Below are 19,174 nucleotides of genomic sequence, written 5' to 3' on the forward strand. Positions count from 1 at the left end.
GGCTGACCCGGTCGTCGGGCTGAAAGGTCTGGTCAGCGGGTGCTGGAAGTCGGGCTCGGCGCGGTGCCGGTCCCGCCGACGATCATGCGCTGGGCGATCGGTTCGGTGGCGATCAGTCCGAGATCCGTGATCACGTTCCGGAGGGCCGGGTCGTTGGCCGAGCCCTGGCTTCCGTCCACGTAGGCGAGCTGGGTGAGGATCATGTAGTGCCCGCGAGCGATCGCGGCGCGCCAGGAGTTGTCCCCGCCCGGGCCGAGGACCCGCGGGTTCTGGATGGAGCCCGCCGGGATCGGCGGCGCCGCCACCCCGCCCCGGCCCTCCGCCGCGATCTTCGCCGCCGCCGTCGCGGTCGCCTGCTCGTCAACGACGAAGACCGAGAGGCCGGCGAGCACCTGCGGCTGACCGGCGACCGGAGAGCTGACATACAGGGCACGGACGAGTTGGCGGCACACAGTGCCCTTGAGCGTGGTGACGAGCTCCCCGCTCAGCTCCGGACATCCTGAGACGAGGCTGCTGGCGATGCGGGTGTAGTTGTGTCCCTGGATGGTGACCCGCTCGTCGGCGAAGAACTCGTTCGGCCGCACCGGGGTGGAGTCGGACCGCGCGCTGTTGATGAAGTTCGGGTCGACCGTCGGGGGGCTCGGCCTGGCACCGGCCGAGGTGGATCCACCGTCGCCGCTGCGCAGCACTGTGATCACCGCGCCCGCGGCGAGTAGGACGAGGACGAGGCCGACGGCCACCGCGAGGACACCCCGTGAGCGGATGGCCCGCCGCCAGCCCGGCGCTGGGGCGTCGCCCTCCTCCGGCAGCTGGAAGCGTCTCGCCTGGAAGGCGGCGAACCGCCCGGGGACGGGTTCGTCCTCGGGGTAGGGATCGTCGTGCGCGGGGCCGAGCCTGGGCCCGCCCGGCAGGTTCGCCAGGCGGGCGTCGCCGCGGCCGTCGGCGCGTTCACCTGGCGCGCCGAGGCGCGCATCGCGCTGAGCCGGGTCGGCGGCGGGCGTTCCCGCGGCCCCGGCCTCCGCCGGCCTCGTGAGGACGGGAAGCGGACTCGTGGCGGTCCGGAGCTGAAAGGAGTAGCCGTCCGTTCGGGGACCGGTCGACGGGCCACCCGCCGGCCCGGCCGCGCCGCCGACGCCGCCGGCCGTGTCAGCGTTCCCCCGGACGGTGCCGCTCGGGACGGTGCCGCCCGCCGCCGTATCGGCGGTGGGCGCGCCGGTGAACGGTTGCCCGAACGGCGGTGTTCTGTCGGCGGGCAGCTCGCCGGCGGGGTGTCCGCCGATGGGATGCCCGCCGGTCGGATAGCCGCCCGGCGCGCGGCCGGTGAGGGGATAGGCGCCGGTCGCGTAGGTGGGCATCGGGCCGAAGAGCGGGTCCTCGACCGGTGGCGTCCAGCCGCCCGTGTCCGGCGCGGCCCAGTCCCCGGCATCTGGTGCCGGCGTGGTCCAGCCCCCGGCGTCCGGTGCGGCCAAACCGCCCGTGTCCAGTGCCGCCCAGCCGCCTGTGGCGCCCGTCGGGTCGGGCCACGCCTCGCCCGCACCCACCGATCCCGCGCCCGCAGGCCCCGAGGCCGTGGACCCCGTGCCCGCGGTCCCTGCGTCCGCTGACCCGGCCCCCGCCGACCCCATGCCCGCTGAGCTGGCGTCCACTGGGCTCTCGTCCGGATGGGACGGGGTCGGGCCGCCCCACTGCGGCGTGGGCCCGCCAGGGGCGGCGTCCACCGGGTCGGGGAGACCGCCCGGCGCCCCGTACCAGGGAGGCGCGGCGGCGGCGAGTGGGTCCAGGGCCCACTGGAGGTCGTCGTGGGGCGACGGGCCGCCGTGCGGCCCGGTCGCGCCGGTGGACGGTCCGCCGCTGCCGGGTTCGGGTGGCATGCGCTCCTCCTCGCTCATCCCCCCGACGGCCTGCCGCCTGCTGCCTGTTCCCAGCTTCGCGCGGCGCTCGGCCGGCGGAGGGCGGCGCGGCTCCCGTGGGAAGCCGACGCGCCCGGCCGGTGGGCGAAAGAATATCGGAACTAGTCATATGGGCCTGTCGGGGCTGTTCGGTCGCCCGCCGCGGCCCCCCGACGGGCCGGGTCAACGGTCCGGACCGCGGATATGACGCCTGTGGACGGCGGGATAACCCCGGGTGTTCGGGGTGATCTCAACGGGCGTCCGCCCCGCGGCCGGGAGCCGTCGGTCCTGCTCCGCCGATCGCCTGGTAACCTCAAAGACTGCTGCGGTCCTACAGCCCTCGGACCAGACCAGCTCTCGGACGGGCCAGCCCTCGGGCAGGCCAGCTCTCGGGTAGAACGACTTCCGTGAGCCCCAAGTTCCGGGGGCACAGGTTCCGTGGGTCAAACCCCGCGTGCTGGGGGACCGCGCCCAAGCTTCTGGTAACGCGACTCTTGGCAATGCATCTGGCACACCTCGCCTTGCAACGCACCTCGCCTTGCAGGGCACCTCGCTAGCGACACCGACGAGGCTCCCCGCGAGTTCGTCCGAACGAGAAGGCAGACCTGTGCGCACGTACCAGCCCAAGCCCGCGGACGTACAGCGCGCGTGGCACATCATCGATGCCACCGACGTCGTGCTCGGTCGGCTGGCCAGCCAGGCGGCCCAGCTCCTGCGCGGCAAGAACAAGCCGTACTTCGCCCCGCACATCGACACGGGCGACTTCGTGGTGATCATCAATGCCGGCAAGGTCGCCATGACCGGTAACAAGCGCGAGCAGGCCAAGTACCACCGGCACTCGGGCTTCCCGGGCGGTCTGCGCAGCACTTCCTACGGCGAGCTGCTCGACACGCGTCCCCACGTGATCGTCGAGCGGGCGATCCGTGGGATGCTGCCTCACAACCGGCTCGGCCGCGCGCAGGGCAGCAAGCTGAAGGTGTACGCGGGCCCGACTCACCCGCACCAGGCGCAGCAGCCCGTCCCGTACGAGATCAAGCAGGTCGCGCAGTAGTCGCGGCTCGATGGGCATCCCGAATAACGCGGGCGGCGTTCGGCGTCCGTCCGACTAACGGCCTGACATGACCGATCGGGCCGTTTCGGGTGGCCTCGAGCGATCTGGTTACAAACAAGGAAGGAACGCGACGTGGCTGTCGTGACCGACGCCCAGGGCAACCCCCGTGCTACCGGGCGGCGCAAGGAGGCGGTCGTCCGGGTGCGCCTGATCCCGGGCACCGGCAACTGGAACCTCAACGGGCGCAAGCTCGAGGAGTACTTCCCCAACAAGGTGCATCAGCAGCTCGTGAACGAGCCGCTGAAGACCCTGGAGCGGGCAGAGTCCTACGACGTGGTGGCCCGTCTGCACGGCGGCGGCGTCTCGGGTCAGGCTGGCGCGCTGCGCCTGGCCATCGCCCGGGCGTTGATCGTCGTCGACGAGGAGGCGCGCCCCACCCTGAAGAAGGCGGGCTTCCTCACCCGGGACGCACGGGTGAAGGAGCGGAAGAAGTACGGCTTGAAGAAGGCCCGTAAGGCGCCTCAGTACAGCAAGCGCTGACCCGCTGCCCACTGCGTGCGGTGGTCGAGCCCGGCAGGCACGTCCTGCCGGGCTCACAGGCGCGCGGTGGTTTCGTTCCATCCAGTGGTCTCGTTTCGATGTCCGCGCGGCGTGCCGGTGGCGCGTGGCGGTGCTGCTCCGATCCCTTGGGAGGCCTCAGTGGCGAGGCTTTTCGGCACCGACGGCGTTCGCGGTGTCGCGAACGCCGACCTGACGGCGGAGCTGGCGCTCGCGCTGGCGTCCGCCGCGGTGGAGGAGGTCGCGGACCGCGGCACGCCACCGCCCGGTCCGGTGGACGGCGTGCCCGTCGCGCGGTCCGCCCACGGCACCGACCACCGGCCGCTCGTCGTCGTGGGGCGGGACACCCGCCCGTCCGGTGAGTTCCTCGAAGCCGCGGTCGTCGCCGGTCTGGCCCGCGCGGGCGCGGACGTCACCCGGATCGGGGTCGTGCCGACCCCCGCCGTGTCCTACGCGGTCGCCGCGACCGGCGCCGACCTGGGCGTCATGCTCTCCGCGAGCCACAACCCGATGCCCGACAACGGGATCAAGCTCTTCGCCGCGGGCGGGCTGAAGCTGCCGGACGACGTCGAGGACGCCATCGAGCGCCGCATGGCCGGCCCGGCGGCACGCCGCCCGGTGGCGGCCGCGGTCGGGCGGGTCCGCGACGACAGCACGCTCGTCGACGGGTACGTCGACCACCTGCTCGCGACCCTGCCCGGTGGCCCCGGGGGCCTGCGCGGCCTGCGGATCGTCGTGGACTGCGCCCAGGGCGCCGCCTCCGATCTCGCCCCGCGGGTCCTGCGCGCCGCCGGCGCCGACGTGATCGCGCTGCACGCCGACGGCGACGGGCTGCGCATCAACGACCGTTCCGGGGCGACCCACCTCGACAGCCTGCGCGACGCCGTCGTGGCGCACGGCGCCGACGCCGGCATCGCCCATGACGGCGACGCCGACCGGTGCCTGGCCGTGGACTCTGCCGGGGAGATCGTCGACGGCGACCAGATCCTGGCGCTGTGCGCGCTGGCGCTCGCCGAGCGCGGCGAGCTCGAGCGCGGCACCGTGGTCGTCACCGTGATGTCGAATCTCGGATTCCACCACGCCATGCGCGACGCCGGCATCGACGTCGTCACCACCCCGGTCGGGGACCGCTACGTCCTGGAGGCCATGCGCTCCGGCGCCTACTCGCTCGGCGGCGAGCAGAGCGGGCACGTGGTCTTCCTCCGCCACGCCGGCACCGGCGACGGGCTGCTCACCGCCCTGCAGATCCTCGGCCGGATGGCGGAGACCAGCCAGCCGCTGCACGAGCTGGCGAAGGCGATGACCCGGCTGCCGCAGGTCCTGGTGAACGTCCGCGGTGTCGACCGGGCGCGGGCGGAGACCTCCGACGAGCTGCGCGCCGCGGTGGCCGACGCCGAGGCGGAGCTGGCCGGGGCCGGCCGGGTGCTGCTGCGGCCGTCCGGCACCGAGCCGCTGGTGCGCGTGATGGTCGAGGCACCGACGGACGAGCTCGCCCGGGACGTCGCCGGCCGGCTCGCCGACGTCGTGCAGCGCGCCCTGCGCTGACCAGCGCGCCCTGCACTGAACCCGCGTTCGCACCCGTCACCCGCGGGCCCGTTCCGCGGGCCCGATTTCCGCGGGCGGGGAGCGTCGGGCACGTGCCGGTGGAGTCGGCCGACGCCGACGGGACATCTCCGGCAACCGAGTGGTCCGTGCCTGGCGCTCGGACCGGACTGCGTACGCTGAGCAACATGTGCGGGATCATTGGTTACGTCGGTGATCAATCAGCCTTGGACGTCGCGCTGAGCGGGCTGCGCCGGCTGGAGTACCGCGGCTACGACTCCGCGGGTGTCGCCGTCGTCGGCGCGGGTGCGCTGAGAACCGCGCGCCGCGCCGGGCGGCTGGCGAACCTGGAGAAGATCCTCGGCGAGGACAACGACCCCATGCCCGGCACGACCGGGATGGGGCACACCCGCTGGGCGACGCACGGCGGCCCGACCGACGTCAACGCCCACCCGCACACCGACTGCACCGGCACCGTCGCGGTGATCCACAACGGCATCATCGAGAACTTCGCGGAGCTGCGCGCCGAGCTGGAGGCCGCCGGCCACGAGCTGGCCAGCGAGACCGACACCGAGGTCGTCGCCCACCTGCTCGAGATCGAGATGGCCCGCGATCCCGGCTCCCGCCCGGCGGGGTCGGCGCTCCCGCACCCGCTCAGCGAGGCGTTGCGCATCGTGTGCCGCCGGCTGGAGGGCGCGTTCACGCTCGTCGTCCTGCACCGCGACCATCCCGAGGTCGTGGTGGGCGCGCGGCGCAACAGCCCGCTCGTCGTCGGCCTCGGCGCGGGCGAGACCTTTCTGGCCAGCGACGTCTCCGCGTTCATCGCGCACACCCGTGAGGCGCTCGAGATCGGCCAGGACCAGCTCGTCGAGGCCCGGCGCGACGGTGTGACCGTCTACGACTTCGCCGGCGCCGTCGTCGAGGGGCGCCGCTACCACGTCGACTGGGACGCGAGCGCCGCCGAGAAGGGCGGCTACCCCTACTTCATGTTGAAGGAGATCAGCGAGCAGCCCACGGCGCTCGCCGACACGCTGCGCGGGCGGCTCTCCGCGGAGGGCACCATCGTCCTGGACGAGGAGCGCCTCTCCGACCAGGACTTCCGCGACATCGACAAGGTCTTCATCGTGGCCTGCGGGACGGCCTACCATGCCGGCCTGATCGCCAAGTACGCGATCGAGCACTGGACGCGGCTGCCCTGCGAGGTCGAGATGGCCTCGGAGTTCCGCTACCGCGACCCGGTGCTGGACCGCTCGACGCTGGTCGTCGCGATCAGCCAGAGCGGCGAGACGCTCGACACCCTGATGGCGGTCAAGCACGCCCGTCAGCAGAAGGCCCGCGTGCTGGCGATCTGCAACACGAACGGCTCGACGATCCCGCGAGAGTCGGACGCCGTTCTGTACACCCGGTGTGGTCCCGAGGTGGGCGTGGCGGCGACGAAGACGTTCCTCGGGCAGGTGGCGGCCTGCCTGCTCGTCGGCCTGTTCCTGGCACAGACCCGGGGCGTCCTCTACGGCGACGAGGTCGCCGCCTACGTGGACCGGCTACAGCGCGTCCCGGAGCTCGTCCGGCGCACGCTCGCCACCGTCGAGCCGGTGCGGGAGCTCGCCCGCGGCCTGGTCGACGCCAAGGCGGTGCTGTTCCTCGGCCGCCACGTCGGCTACCCGGTGGCACTGGAGGGCGCGCTGAAGCTGAAGGAACTGGCCTACATGCACGCCGAGGGCTTCCCGGCCGGGGAGCTGAAGCACGGCCCGATCGCGCTGATCGAGCCCGGCCTGCCGGTGGTCGTGGTCGTGCCGTCGCCGCGCGGGCGGGCGAGCCTGCACGGGAAGATCGTCTCCAACATCCAGGAGGTCCGTGCCCGCGGCGCCCGCACGATCGTGATCGCGGAGGAGGGCGACACCGCCGTCGAGCCCTACGCGGACCACCTGATCCGGGTTCCCGCCACGTCATCGCTGTTCGCGCCGCTGGTCACGACCCTGCCGCTGCAGGTCTTCGCCTGCGAGCTCGCGCTCGCGCGCGGGCTGGACGTCGACCAGCCGCGCAACCTGGCCAAGTCCGTCACGGTCGAGTAGCACCAGCGCGGCCTGGGCCGAGGGCCGTCAGGTGTGTCGCCTCGGCACCGCGGCGGAGGGGCGCGCCGGCGTGGTGGCCGGCACGCCCCCGTCTGGCGTCAGCCCAGGTCCTTCGGCTGTCCGCCGGGTGCGCTCGCGCCGCCACCGGCCGGGCCAGGATCGGTGGAACCGGCCGTGCCGGCGGGCCCGGAGCCTGCGCTGCCGTCCTCGGCCGGGCCGGCCGCCGGTGAATCCGTCGGGTCGCCGGCGAGGATGCGGTACAGGCCGCGCCGGGTCTCGGTGAGGAGGTCCCGGGCCGCGGCGATCTGGTCGGCGTCGCCGGCCTGCGCGACCTGGACGACCGCCGCGCCGACCCCGAAGGCCAGCGTCCGCAGCGCGGTTGTCTCGTCGTCCGCGCTCGCCGCGGCGGTCTCCCACGGCTTGGCCGTTCCGGCGCGGGCCTCCACGTGGGCGCGGCCCGCGTCGGTGAGGTGGAAGACGCGGCGCCCGTCGCGCTCCTCGGCGCGGACCAGCCCCTCGTCGGCGAGCAGCGACAGCACGGGGTAGACGGAGCCGGGACTCGGCCGCCAGACCCCGCCGCTGCGGGAGGCCAGCTCGCCGATCATCTGGTAGCCGTGCATCGGCTCCTCGGCGAGCAACGCGAGCAGTGCCTCGCGGACGTCGCCGCGGGCGACCCGTGCCCCGCGCCCGAAACCGGGCCCCGGCGGGAAGCCGCGGCCGAACGGCCAGCCGCCCGGCCCGAACCCCCCCGGCCCGAAGGGCCCGCCCGGCCGGCCGCCCCGCCCACCGCGCCCACCGCGCCCGCGCGGGCCGGGGCCGTGGTCGCCACCGTGTTCGCCGGGCCCGTGGTCACCGTGCATGTGGTCATCGTGCATGTGGCTGCGGTGCTCGCCGTGCGCATGGCCGCGGTGCTCGCCGTGCACGTGGCTGTGCTCGCCCGGCCGGCACGAGCCTCGGGCCGCCTCGGCGAGTGCCAGAAGCCGGGTGGGATCCAGGAGCCGGGTGGGGTCGAACGGCAGGTACCGGCCCCAGGTGTCCCAGCGGGCGTCCCATCCCGGCATGGCGTGTGAACTCATTGTGATCTCCTTAGCAAGTGGATCGCGTTGCTTCGCGTACGTTCACGATATATCGCGATGGAGCGGATGGCTACCCTTCCTCTCCACCTAGCAGGCAGACCAGTCCCGTCGTTCCGTAGGATTGGTGAATGATCATTTCGGCGTCGGAGGGCGACGGGCACGGTGAGGGGGCGGTCACCCCCCTCGAGGCCGCCTTCGAGGAGCGCGCGTGTGCCCAGCGCGCGGGCACTGCCGTCTTCATGGAGGGCGTCAGCCTCGCTTTGCTCGGCCGGGTGGAGCAGCTGCGGATCCGGCCGACCAACGCGTCGGGAACCGTCGACGACGACGGGCACCAGCAGGTCCGGCTGGAGGCTGGCGACGATGGTCCCGGCTCCACGTGCACCTGCTCCGACAGCTCGGGCGGGGTCTTCTGCCGCCATGCCGTGGCGGTGGCGCTGGTCGCCACGGGCTCGGCCGGGATGGCGGAGGACGACGACGAGGAGGACGGCCACGCCGAGGACCTCTTCGCCGACGATCCCGTGCACGCGGCGATCAGGGTGTTCCTGAGCCGCGTCCCGCGGGCGGAGCTGGTCGAGACGCTCCTCGACGCCGCCGACGAGAACGAGGTCGTGGCGGACGTGCTCTGGGAGGCCACGGTGGCCTGGCACGGCCGCCAGCACGGAGCCGTCTGACCGACGGCCCGCCGCGGTGCGCGCGGCGCGGGGCCGTCCGGCATCGCATCGCATCGCGCCGCGCCTGGGGCCGATCTGCGCGACCGGGGGCACTCCCGGCGGGAGCATGACCGCATGCTCGAAGCACACACCGTTGCCGAGGTACGGGACGCCGAGGCGCCCCTGCTCGCGTCCCTGCCCTCCGGCGGGCTCATGCAGCGCGCCGTGTCCGGTCTCGTCTCGCACGCGGTCCGCCGCGTCGACCGGGTGTACGGCGCCCGGATCGTCGTCCTCGCCGGTTCCGGTGACAACGGCGGTGACGCGCTGTGGGCCGGTGCCCGGCTGGCCGCCCGCGGCGCCCGCGTCCACGCCCTCGCTCCCGGCCGGACCCATCCCGAGGGCACGGCTGCCCTCCTCGCGGCCGGCGGGCGGCTGCACCGCACCGGCCCGGTCGACCCGCCCGCGCCGGAGGGGATGGGCGCCGACGCGGCCGCCGACCTCCTCGACTCCGCCGACCTCGTCCTGGACGGGCTGCTCGGCATCGGCGGCCGCGGCGAGCTGCGCGAGCCGTACGCCCGGCTCACCACGCTCGCGCCGGCCCGGCGGACGGTGGCCGTGGACGTGCCCAGCGGGGTCGACGCGGACACCGGCGCGGTGGCGGAGGGGGCCGTGCGGGCGGCCGGCACCGTCACCTTCGGCACGTACAAGCGCGGCCTGCTGGTCGGACCCGGAGCTTTCCACGCCGGGCGGGTCGAGCTGGTCGACATCGGGCTGACCCTGCCCGAGCCCGACCTACGAGCCCTGCAGGACGTCGACGTGGCCCGGCTGTTGCCCGTCCCGGTCGAGGCCGACTCGAAGTACTCCCGCGGCGTGCTCGGGCTCGTCGGCGGCAGCGACCGGTACCCGGGAGCCGCGGTGCTGGCGGTCGGCGGCGCGCTGCGCGGCGGCGCGGGCTACCTGCGGGTGGTCGCCGAGGCCGGCGCCGCCGAGTACGTCCGCCGGGCCCACCCGGAATCCGTGCTGACGGTGATCGAGGCGGGGGACGCGGAGGCGATGCTCGGGGTGGGCCGGGTCCAGGCGTGGGCGATCGGCCCCGGCCTCGTACCGGACGAGGGCACCCGGCGCCTCGTCGACGCGCTGCTCGAGCAGACCGAGAGCGGCCTGCTCGTGGACGCCGGCGCGTTGGACGCGCTCGCGTCCGCCGTCGCCGCCCGCCCGGCGGTGCTGCGGGACCGCGCGGGCGCCGTCGTTCTGACCCCGCACGAGGGCGAGTTCATCCGGCTGACCGGCACGGCACTCGGCTGGGACCAGGCCGGCACACCTGAGCGCCTGCGGGCCGACCGTCTCGGCACCGTCCGCCAGGCGGCGCGGGACCTCGGCGCCGTCGTCCTGCTGAAGGGCAACCGGACGATCATCGCCGCCCCCGGCGGGGAGGCCTTCGTCAACCTCACCGGGACGCCATGGCTGGGAACGGCCGGATCCGGTGACGTTCTCACCGGACTCGCCGGTTCCCTGCTGGCCGCGGGCCTGCCGGCGCCGCAGGCGGCCGCCGTGGGCGCGTTCCTGCATGGCCGGGCGGGGGAGCGCGGGCCCGTGCCGCTCGCCGCCGCGGACCTGCCCGCGCTCCTGCCCGGGGTCGTCGAGGACCTGCTTGCTAGCGTCGAGGGGTGAGCCCGCAGCCCCCATCGCACCCGCCGCGTGCCTACGCGGCCATCGAGCTCGACGCCGTGCGCGACTCGGTCGCGGCCCTGGTCGCCCGCGCCGGCGCCGCCGCGACCATGGCCGTGGTCAAGGCGGACGGGTACGGGCACGGAATGCTGCCCTGCGCCCGGGCCGCCCTGGACGCCGGCGCGAGCTGGCTCGGGACGGCCTTCCTGGAGGAGGCGCTGGCGCTGCGGGCCGCCGGGATCACCGTCCCGGTGCTCTCCTGGCTGGCGGCGCCGGGTGAGCGCCTCGCCGCGGGCATCGCGGCGGACGTCGACCTCTCCGCGTCCGCCGGCTGGGCGCTCGACGACCTCGCCGCCGCGGCCCGCACCGCCGGCCGGGCCGCCCGGGTGCACCTCAAGATCGACACTGGCCTCGGGCGGGCCGGTGCCACCGGCGAGGACTGGCCCGGTCTGTGCGACAGCGCCGCGGCGCTCGAGGCGGACGGGCTCATCGAGGTCGTGGGCGTGTGGAGCCACTTCGCCTTCGCCGACGCGCCCGGCCACCCGACCGTCCAGGCGCAGATCAGCCGGTTCGGTGACGCGGTGGACGTCGCCCGCAAGGCCGGGCTGCGCCCGCAGGTGCGCCACCTCGCGAACTCGGCCGCGACGCTGGTCAGCCCGGAGGCGCACTTCGACATGGTCCGGCCGGGCGTGTCGGTGTACGGGCTGTCGCCGGGGCCCGAGGTCGGGCCGCCGTCCGCGTTCGGGCTGCGGCCCGCGATGACGCTGCGCGCCAGCACCGCGCTGGTGAAGCGGGTGCCGGCGGGCACTGGAGTGTCCTACGCGCACCGCTACCGGACGTCGGCGGAGACCGGCCTCGCCGTCGTCCCGCTCGGCTACGCCGACGGCATCCCCCGCTCGGCCACGAACACGGCCGAGGTGCTCGTGGGCGGGCGCCGGCGGCGCATCGCCGGCACCGTCTGCATGGACCAGTTCGTCGTGGACGTCGGTGCCGACCCGGTGCGCGTAGGCGACGAGGTGATCCTCTTCGGCCCCGGCGACCGGGGCGAGCCGACCGCGGACGACTGGGCGCGCGCGCTCGGCACCATCAACTACGAGATCGTCACCCGGATCGGCCCGCGGGTACCGCGCGTCTACATCTGACCGCCGGATACGCCTGATCGGCCGGGACGTCTGGTCAGCCGCAGCCGCCGGTGCCGCACGCGCCGCCGCCGTGCTCGTGGCCGGCTGTGGCGCCCCCGAACATGCCGCGTTCCATCCGGCGGCGGACCGGCTGCGGGTTCGCCGCGCGCTCGGCGGCCTTCTCGATCTCGTCGCGCGTGGTCAGTGTCAGCATCACCGGCCCGCTCTGGGCGGGAACGGCCGGCTGGGCACCGGCCCCGGCGAGGTCGTCATCCAGCTCGTCGAGATCCTCGTCGAGATCCTCGTCGAGATCGACAGCGCCGCCATACGTGGGCGACGTGGTCAGCTTGCTCTTCCGCCACCGCAGTTTCACGACGCCTCCCCTGGTCGCAACCACACGGCTGGACCAGGTCCACGCTAGCGGAGGATCGCGGAGCGGACCCGGTGGATCTCTGTGATCCCCTGTCGGGTATCCGCCTGCGGCGAGACGTGTCCTCCCGGGTCTGCTCATGACATCGCTTTCGGGCATCGGGCACCATCGGGCATCATCGGGGTGTCGTGCGTTCTATGGCCGGAAGGTGGGCAGACGGTGGCAGGCGCCCCAACCGATCGTGGTTCCACCGGCGGTTCGGTCCGCTCGCCTGGCGCTGCCCGTGCCGCCCTTTCGGTCGGCTCGGCGGGGGCTGCCGGTGCCCTGACCGCGACCGCCGGCGCGGCGCGGGCGGTGGCCCGGGCAACGGGATCCGCCGTGGGCTCCCGGGCCGCGCGCCGTGGTGGGACGGTGGGCCTGGTCGGAGCCGCGATCGCGGCCGGCCTGATCGCCGAGCGCCGGGCCGTGCGGCGCCACCGGGCCGTACCCGACCTGCCGGAGCGGGAGCGGGTCGGCCCGATCGGCGGCCGGGCCGACATGGTGGTCGCCGTGGCGGACGGTGTCCCGCTGTATGTGGAGGAGACCGCGCAGGACCCCCCGCCCCGATCCGGAGCGGGCTCCGCCGCGCCGACGCTGGTCTTCGTGCACGGCTTCTGTGTGAACAGTGACTCGTGGGTGTTCCAGTACCGCGCCCTGCGCGACCTGGGCCCGATGGTCTTCTACGACCAGCGCGCGCACGGCCGCTCCGGCCCGTCCGAGGCGGCGAACTGCACGATCGACCAGCTCGCGGCAGACCTCTACCAGGTCCTCGCCGAGCGGGTCCCCGAAGGTCCGATCGTCCTGATCGGCCACTCGATGGGCGGCATGACGATCCTCGCGCTGGCGGGGGAGCATCCGGAGCTCTTCGGTGACCGCGTCATCGGGGTGGCGCTCATCTCGACCAGCGCGGGTGATCTCCCCCGGGTGACCTTCGGCCTACCGGCACTGATCACGGGCGGCGTGCGCCGGGTGCTACCTGGGCTCGCGATCGGCATGCGCAGCGCCCCGTCGCTGTTCGAGCGCGCCCGCCGGCGGGGCAGCGACTTCTCCTGGGAGATCACTCGGCGGATCGGCTTCGGCTCGACCGATGTGCCCCCGTCCGTTGTCTCGTTCCTGGAGACGATGGTGGGGGACACGCCGATCACCGTCATGGCCTCCTTCATGTCCACCCTGCTCGACCATGACAAGCTGGACGCCGCCGTCAACCTCCGCGGCTCTCCCACCATCCTGCTGGTCGGGGACGGCGACCTCATGACGCCGCTCGCGCACAGCCTGACCCTCGCCGAGCTGCTGCCCGACGCCGAGCTGCGGGTCGAGGAGGGCGCGGGGCACGCGGTCATGCTGGAACGACCGGCCGCGGTGAACGCCGCCATCCGCGACCTGGTCGAACGGGTCCGCCCGCCGCGCCGGGCACCGCTGCGGGCGCCCGACCCCGTCGGGCCGTGACAGCGGGCCCGCGGGGAGCGGTACGCGACGCCGGCCCGGTACCGCGCCGGCGTCGGACCCGGCTCCGCGGCGCCCGACGGCGCGCCGGGTGACGACGACGCGCCGGCGACATACGAAGAACCACGGACGAGGACGGATACGCACCGATGACCACGCCCGCCGTCCCCGAGATCGCGGTCGAGGATCCCGACCAGATGCGTGCGCTCGGCGCGCGCCTCGCGCCGCTGCTGCGCGCCGGTGACCTGATCATCCTGGACGGCCCGCTGGGCGCCGGCAAGACCGTTTTCGTCCAGGGGCTCGCGGCCGGCCTCGGGGTCTGCTCCCCGGTGACGTCGCCGACGTTCGTCCTCGCCCGGGTGCACACCGACGGCCGCCTGCCGCTGGTCCACGTGGACGCCTATCGGCTCGGTGGCGCCACCGAGGTCGACGATCTCGATCTGGACGCCGATCTCGGGCGGTCGGTGTGCGCGGTCGAGTGGGGTTCCGGGCTGGTGGAGCAGATGGCCGCGGCCCATCTGCGGGTGGAGATCAGCCGTCCGTCCGGCGACGAGACCGGCGATGTGCGGCGGGTGCGGCTGCGGCCCGCGGGGGCCGACTGGGCCGCCCGGCTGACCGCGCTGGCCACTCCGGACCTCACACCGCACCCGCAGGGGCCCGCGGCGCGTTAGCCGAGTCGTGCCATCGGTGCACCCGGCCCGTCGGCGTCCGCCGGTGCGTGCCGGCCTCTTACCGGGCCGGGCGGCGGGTCGGGTGCTGTCGGGCTCGGGCCGGATCGCGTCGACCTGTTGGTGCCGGCCTGTTGGTGGTGGCCGGGCGTGCCGCCGGGATCGTGGCACGCACGACGCGCTACCCGCGCCCGGACCCGTGCCGGCCGCGATGCCGCGATGTCCTGAGGGCGGGAACCGCCTCGGTGCGGCGGGCGCCCGCGGCGCGGGAACCAGCCCCCGTCGGTGGAATTCCCGGGACGGCCAGGCAGGCCGCCGGCTCCGCGCCGTCCTAGCACCTATTCGGGTGGGCATGTTCGGGTAACCCGGTGAAGTGATTCCAGGAACACGGGGGCTCACCGGCGGTGAATTTTCGCTGCCGTTCCGGAATGGCGTTGGCGGTCGGACGTGAGCCGTCGCATAGCAGTGGGTGACCTAGATCATGTTAAGGTCAGATGTCCCAGTGTTAATGTTCGCCCCCGACCCCGTTCCTATACCGCGTCTCGGGTGGGCGTGTCGTGGCAAGTAGCGCTTGAGGACAAATAGTCAACGTTCTGTAGTTGATGAGTTGTTCCGCTATATTGGCGGCGTAGGCGCGAAGTTCATGCATGTAGCGGCCTGACTGCTTCATGTAAGGGCCGCGGAGAACCGGGATGGCCCGTTGTGGCCGGGAGAGGGGGGCGAGTGCGCAGCAGCACCGCTGCCGACCTTGTGGACGCTCCGGTGGAGCGGTCGACCCGGTCCCGCCGTACACGCAGCGACTTCCTCGCGAGCCGGCGTGATCTGCTCGACGCCGTGGGCCGGCTCCTCGCCCGCAACGGGCGCCGCTTCAGCCTCGTCGACCTCGCGGCGGAGGCGGGCGTCTCGACGGCGACCGCGTACCGCCACTTCGTCGACGTCCACGACGCCCTCGACGTGTACTACCTCCAGCTCATCGACGTACTGGTGACCGACATCCGCGCCCTGGCGGTCGGTGAGGACCACCTGGGCAACTTCGAGGTCGTCTGCGAGGTGTGGGTCCGCTCGGCCGCGCGGTGGGGGCGGGCGGCGGTGCACGTGCGCTCCGCCCAGGGGTATCTCGCCCGGCTGCAGGGCCGTGACGACCTCGTCTCCAAGCTGCACCAGGTGCTCGCGCCGGTTGTGCTCGGCCTGGTGGACAACGGCGTGCTGCCGCCTCAGGAGCCCGAGTACGCGGTGCTGTTGTGGGCCTCGGTCTTCGACGAGCGGGTGATCGTCGACCTGCTCGACACCCTCGGCTGGTCGGTCGAGCAGGTCGCGCAGAAGCTCACCGCCTCGGCGCTGCGGATGCTCGGCTACACCGGCTGGACCCCCCTGCGGCCGGCCTTCCCGCCGGCGGGTTCCGGTGCGCAGGCGCCCGCCGCCGGTCCGGTTCCCCCGGCCCCCGTGCCGGCCTCGCCCGCCTCGCCCCCGCGCCGCCACGGAGCCGCTGGTCCAGGCGGGATCGCGACGCGCGGTGCGGGCAGCCTCGGTGCCGGGCCGGTGCTGGCTCGCGCCGGCGCGCCGGCGGGCGGCGTCGACCCCCGGATCAGGCTCCGCTCCGGCGGCGCCGGCCGGCTGACCCACTAGGTTCCCTCCCGGACCGGTCCCGGCGTACATGTCGGGACCGGTCTGACGCGTCCGGCCGCCGTCCGGCGACCGCCACGCCCTGACGGGCGCCCTGACGGGCGCCTGGACGGACGCCTGGACGGGCCCGCCCGGTACGCCGCACCACCGATGGCGGCCCCCGCCCGGCCCGCGGGGCCACTCGACGCCGGCCCGCCCGGCCACCGCGCCACTCGATGCGTTTGGTTCCCGTTGTTTTCTGGGTGGCGCTGGTGGTCGCGCCGGTCGGGTCCGGGTCCGCCGGTCCGGCCTGCTCCGGCCTGCTCCGGTCGGCCCGCGTGGTTCCGGTAGTTCTTCTGTTGTGATTTTTTGGCGGCTCGGCCCGGCGGTCCGGGGGGTGTGGTCCGGCGCTCGTGTTACCTCTTGTTACCGGCCTCCGATGTCGGGGAATGCACTTCTTTCGCCCCGCTGCCTTTCCGGTCCGATATTCCTCCCGGGCATACGGTGAATTCTCTTGTCGTTGATGCGCTCACGGGAGCGTTCACCGTCGGGACGCCGTCCCGGCGAGTTTTCTGCGGATTTTTTCGGAGTCGGGGGTCCGGGACTCCTTCCGGAGGCCCGCGCAACTGCGCTGCCCAATCGCCTGGGCGGATGCTCGGCATACGGATCGATCAGTCCCCGCACCCGGTGCCGCGCGCCGGGTGCGGGCCCGGCAGCGGGGGTCCGTAGGCTGGACGGGTGCTCGTCCTGGCGCTCGACACCTCGACGGCGGCCTGCGCGGTCGCGCTGGTCGAGTTCGGCGCGCCGCCCGCCGGGCCGTTGGTCCGTGCCTCCCGGGTGGTCTGGGACGCCCGCCGCCACGGTGAGCTGCTGGCGCCGATGATGCGCGACGTGCTCGCCGCGGCCGGCGTCCGCCCGCCCGAGGTGCGCGCCGTCGTCGTCGGGGCCGGCCCGGGCCCGTTCACCAGCCTGCGGGTGGGCATGGTCACCGGGGCCGCCTTCGCCGCCGCGCTCGGTGTCCCCGCCTACGGCGTCTGCTCCCTGGACGGCATCGGGGCCGCGACGACCGGCCCGGTCGGCGTCATCACCGACGCGCGGCGCCGTGAGGTGTTCTGGGCCCGCTACCAGGACGGAACGCGTGTCGGCGAGCCCGGTGTGGGAGCCCCGGCGACCGTCGCCGCGGATCTGCGCGCCGCCGGCGTCGAACGGGTGACAGGGCCCGGGGCCGGTCTGTACCCGGACGCGTTCGCCGGCTTCGGCACCCCGCCCGCCGGCGGTCCGGGCGAGCTGACCGGTTCGGGCGAGCAGCGCGGTTCGGACGCCCAGAGCGGTTCGGGCGAGCCGAGTGGAGCCGAGCCGGAGTATCCGGCGCCGGAGGTGCTCGCCCGCCTCGTCGCCGCGGACATCGTGGCCGGGCGTGATCCCGGGCCGCTCACCCCCCGCTACCTGCGGCGGCCCGACGCCGCCGAGCCCCGGGGCCCCAAAGCCGTCACCGCCTCGCGCCCGGAGCCGGCGCGGTCGGCCACGGCCGCCACCGGAGCAGCGCCGGCCGGAGCAGCGCCGGCTGGAGCAGCGCCGGCTGGAGCAGCGCCGGCTGGAGCAGCGCCGGCCGGGACGGTGCCGGTATGAGCGCCGCTGCCGTGGACCCGACGCCGAGCGCGGGCGACGTCGACCTCGTGCCGATGCGCTGGTGGCACCTGGGCGAGATCGCGACCCTGGAGCGGCAGGTCTTCGACCTGGACCCCTGGTCGGCCGAACTCTTCTGGTCGGAGCTCGCGCAGGGCGACAACCGGCACTACCTGGTCGCGGTCGCGGGTGGCTCGATCGTCGGCTACGCCGGGCTGGCGCTGCAGGGCGACGAGTCCTACATCCAGACGATCGGGGTCGTCCCGGCCATGCGCGGGCGTCACCTCGGATCGCGGCTGATGATCGCCCAGCTCCGGGAGGCACGGCGGCGTGGCGCCCGCAGCTGCGGGCTCGAGGTGCGCACCGACAACCGGCCTGCGCGGGCCCTCTACACCCGGCTCGGGTTCGTCGATCTCGGCGTCCGTCGCGGCTACTACCAGCCGTCGGGCGGCGACGCCTACGTGATGCGCGTGCGGCCGATCGACACCGTTGGTTACGGGACGCTGCTGGACCGGGTCGAGGCGGCCGTCCTGCGGGACGCCAGGGCCGCCTCGTGAGGGCCCTCGGCACCGTCGTGAGGGCCGCCGGCGCCGCGGCGGGGGGTTGGACATGAGGACACCGGCCCGACCGCTGGTGCTGGGCATCGAGACCTCGTGCGACGAGACCGGCGTCGGCCTCGTCCGTGGCGGCGAGTTGCTCGCCGACGCGCTCGCCTCCTCGGTCGACGAGCACGCCCGGTACGGCGGCGTGGTGCCCGAGATCGCCGCGCGGGCGCACCTGGAGGCGATGGTCCCGACGATCGAGCTGGCGTTGGACCGCGCCGGCCTGCGCCCCCGGGACGTCGACGCCGTCGCGGTGACGTCCGGCCCGGGGCTGGCCGGCGCGCTGCTGGTCGGGGTCGCCGCGGCGAAGGCGTACGCGCTGGCGCTGGGCGTCCCGCTGCACGGGGTGCACCATCTCGCCGCGCACGTCGCCGTCGACACGCTTGAGCACGGCCCGCTGCCGCGCCCGGCGGTGGCGCTGCTGGTCTCCGGTGGGCACAGCTCGTTGCTGCTGGTCCCCGATCTCGCGGCCGAGCCGGTCGAGTCGCTGGGGGCCACGGTGGACGACGCCGCCGGGGAGGCCTACGACAAGGTCGCCCGGTTGCTCGGCATGCCGTTCCCGGGTGGCCCGCCGATCGACGCGGCGGCCCGCGAGGGCAGCCCGCACATCCCGTTCCCGCGCGCCAAGGCGGGGGACGGCACGTTCGACTTCTCCTTCTCCGGGCTCAAGACCGCGGTCGCCCGTTGGGTGGAGGCCCGGCGGCGGGCCGGCGAGCCCGTGCCGGTCGCGGATGTCGCGGCGTCGTTCCAGGAGGCCGTGGCGGACGTGCTCACCGCGAAGGCGGTCGCGGCCTGCCGGGCGCACGGCGTGGACACCCTGGTGGTCGGGGGCGGTGTCGCGGCCAACAGCCGGCTGCGCGCGCTCGCCGCGCTGCGCTGCGAGGCGGCGGGCATCACGCTGCGGATCCCGCGGCCGGGGCTGTGCACCGACAACGGCGCGATGGTCGCGGCGCTCGGGTCGCTGCGGGTCGAGGCCGGCGTCGAGCCCTCGCCGCTGGACCTTCCCGCGTCCTCCACGCTCGCCCTCTGACCGTTTCCGCTCTCTGACGTCTCCACCCGCCGACGTCTCCACCCGCCGACCGTCTTCGTCCGCTGACCGCCTTCTGACCACCTTCGCCGGCCCGGGACCCGTCACGGGGGCCCGGCCCGGGGGCGCGCAGGCGGCGGCGCGGGGGCGGGGCCCCCCCCGGGGGGGGG

16 protein-coding genes are annotated in these 19,174 nt (G+C 74.5%); 13 read left to right on the plus strand and 3 right to left on the minus strand.

What is annotated here, in order from left to right; all coding sequences use genetic code 11:
- Nucleotides 1-32: 32 nt before the first annotated feature.
- Nucleotides 33-1,889 (minus strand): hypothetical protein, encoded by a 1,857-nt coding sequence (locus tag MXD62_RS01125; RefSeq protein ID WP_248827570.1) that lies wholly within the window; start codon nucleotides 1,887-1,889, stop codon nucleotides 33-35.
- Nucleotides 1,890-2,496: 607 nt separating this feature from the next.
- Between MXD62_RS01125 and rplM the strand changes: the two genes are divergently transcribed.
- The 4 genes from rplM (at nucleotide 2,497) to glmS (ending at nucleotide 7,112) form a co-directional block, all read left to right on the plus strand.
- Nucleotides 2,497-2,940 (plus strand): 50S ribosomal protein L13, encoded by a 444-nt coding sequence (rplM, locus tag MXD62_RS01130; protein WP_020463458.1) that lies wholly within the window; start codon nucleotides 2,497-2,499, stop codon nucleotides 2,938-2,940.
- A gap of 132 nt (nucleotides 2,941-3,072) precedes the next feature.
- On the plus strand, nucleotides 3,073-3,480 hold the full coding sequence (gene rpsI, locus MXD62_RS01135; RefSeq protein ID WP_020463457.1) for a 30S ribosomal protein S9: 408 nt from the start codon (nucleotides 3,073-3,075) through the stop codon (nucleotides 3,478-3,480).
- Nucleotides 3,481-3,639: 159 nt separating this feature from the next.
- A complete protein-coding gene (gene glmM, locus MXD62_RS01140) occupies nucleotides 3,640-5,043 on the plus strand; it encodes a phosphoglucosamine mutase (protein ID WP_248827571.1) in 1,404 nt (467 codons plus the stop codon).
- A gap of 185 nt (nucleotides 5,044-5,228) precedes the next feature.
- Nucleotides 5,229-7,112 (plus strand): glutamine--fructose-6-phosphate transaminase (isomerizing), encoded by a 1,884-nt coding sequence (glmS, locus tag MXD62_RS01145; protein WP_248827597.1) that lies wholly within the window; start codon nucleotides 5,229-5,231, stop codon nucleotides 7,110-7,112.
- 98 nt (nucleotides 7,113-7,210) lie between these two features.
- Here the strand turns inward: glmS and MXD62_RS01150 are convergent, their stop codons facing one another.
- A complete protein-coding gene (locus MXD62_RS01150; protein WP_248827572.1) occupies nucleotides 7,211-8,188 on the minus strand; it encodes a PadR family transcriptional regulator in 978 nt (325 codons plus the stop codon).
- Between the two features lie 128 nt (nucleotides 8,189-8,316).
- Between MXD62_RS01150 and MXD62_RS01155 the strand changes: the two genes are divergently transcribed.
- From MXD62_RS01155 to alr, 3 genes are all read left to right on the plus strand, one after another.
- Nucleotides 8,317-8,859 carry an SWIM zinc finger domain-containing protein gene (locus MXD62_RS01155; RefSeq protein WP_041254921.1) on the plus strand — a complete coding sequence of 181 codons (543 nt, stop codon included), beginning with the start codon at nucleotides 8,317-8,319 and terminating at the stop codon, nucleotides 8,857-8,859.
- 114 nt (nucleotides 8,860-8,973) lie between these two features.
- Nucleotides 8,974-10,509, plus strand: coding sequence for an NAD(P)H-hydrate dehydratase (locus MXD62_RS01160; protein WP_248827573.1), 1,536 nt, complete (start codon nucleotides 8,974-8,976; stop codon nucleotides 10,507-10,509).
- Nucleotides 10,506-11,648, plus strand: coding sequence for an alanine racemase (gene alr / locus MXD62_RS01165; protein WP_071066127.1), 1,143 nt, complete (start codon nucleotides 10,506-10,508; stop codon nucleotides 11,646-11,648). Before MXD62_RS01160 ends, alr begins: the two co-directional genes overlap by 4 nt.
- A 34-nt stretch (nucleotides 11,649-11,682) precedes the next feature.
- Here the strand turns inward: alr and MXD62_RS01170 are convergent, their stop codons facing one another.
- The gene (locus MXD62_RS01170; protein WP_248827574.1) at nucleotides 11,683-12,000 is read right to left on the minus strand and encodes a hypothetical protein; all 318 of its coding nucleotides are present in this window, start codon (nucleotides 11,998-12,000) and stop codon (nucleotides 11,683-11,685) included.
- Between the two features lie 216 nt (nucleotides 12,001-12,216).
- Here MXD62_RS01170 and MXD62_RS01175 point away from each other — a divergent pair, with 216 nt between their 5' ends.
- The 6 genes from MXD62_RS01175 to tsaD all read left to right on the plus strand — a co-directional run bounded on the left by MXD62_RS01175 (nucleotide 12,217) and on the right by tsaD (nucleotide 19,007).
- Nucleotides 12,217-13,482 (plus strand): alpha/beta fold hydrolase, encoded by a 1,266-nt coding sequence (locus MXD62_RS01175; RefSeq protein WP_248827575.1) that lies wholly within the window; start codon nucleotides 12,217-12,219, stop codon nucleotides 13,480-13,482.
- Between the two features lie 146 nt (nucleotides 13,483-13,628).
- Nucleotides 13,629-14,150: a tRNA (adenosine(37)-N6)-threonylcarbamoyltransferase complex ATPase subunit type 1 TsaE gene (gene tsaE / locus MXD62_RS01180; RefSeq protein ID WP_248827576.1), complete on the plus strand. Its 522-nt coding sequence runs from the start codon at nucleotides 13,629-13,631 to the stop codon at nucleotides 14,148-14,150.
- Between the two features lie 720 nt (nucleotides 14,151-14,870).
- Complete coding sequence (locus MXD62_RS01185) at nucleotides 14,871-15,773, plus strand: TetR/AcrR family transcriptional regulator (RefSeq protein WP_248827577.1); 903 nt, start codon at nucleotides 14,871-14,873, stop codon at nucleotides 15,771-15,773.
- A gap of 714 nt (nucleotides 15,774-16,487) precedes the next feature.
- Nucleotides 16,488-17,378: a tRNA (adenosine(37)-N6)-threonylcarbamoyltransferase complex dimerization subunit type 1 TsaB gene (gene tsaB / locus MXD62_RS01190; RefSeq protein ID WP_248827578.1), complete on the plus strand. Its 891-nt coding sequence runs from the start codon at nucleotides 16,488-16,490 to the stop codon at nucleotides 17,376-17,378.
- Nucleotides 17,375-17,932, plus strand: a complete 558-nt coding sequence (gene rimI / locus MXD62_RS01195) for a ribosomal protein S18-alanine N-acetyltransferase (RefSeq protein ID WP_248827579.1) — start codon at nucleotides 17,375-17,377, stop codon at nucleotides 17,930-17,932. Before tsaB ends, rimI begins: the two co-directional genes overlap by 4 nt.
- A 52-nt stretch (nucleotides 17,933-17,984) precedes the next feature.
- On the plus strand, nucleotides 17,985-19,007 hold the full coding sequence (gene tsaD / locus MXD62_RS01200; protein WP_112106528.1) for a tRNA (adenosine(37)-N6)-threonylcarbamoyltransferase complex transferase subunit TsaD: 1,023 nt from the start codon (nucleotides 17,985-17,987) through the stop codon (nucleotides 19,005-19,007).
- Nucleotides 19,008-19,174 lie beyond the last annotated feature (167 nt).

The organism is Frankia sp. Mgl5 (assembly GCF_023242985.1).
In the GTDB taxonomy this organism is placed as follows: Bacteria; Actinomycetota; Actinomycetes; order Frankiales; family Frankiaceae; genus Parafrankia; species Parafrankia soli.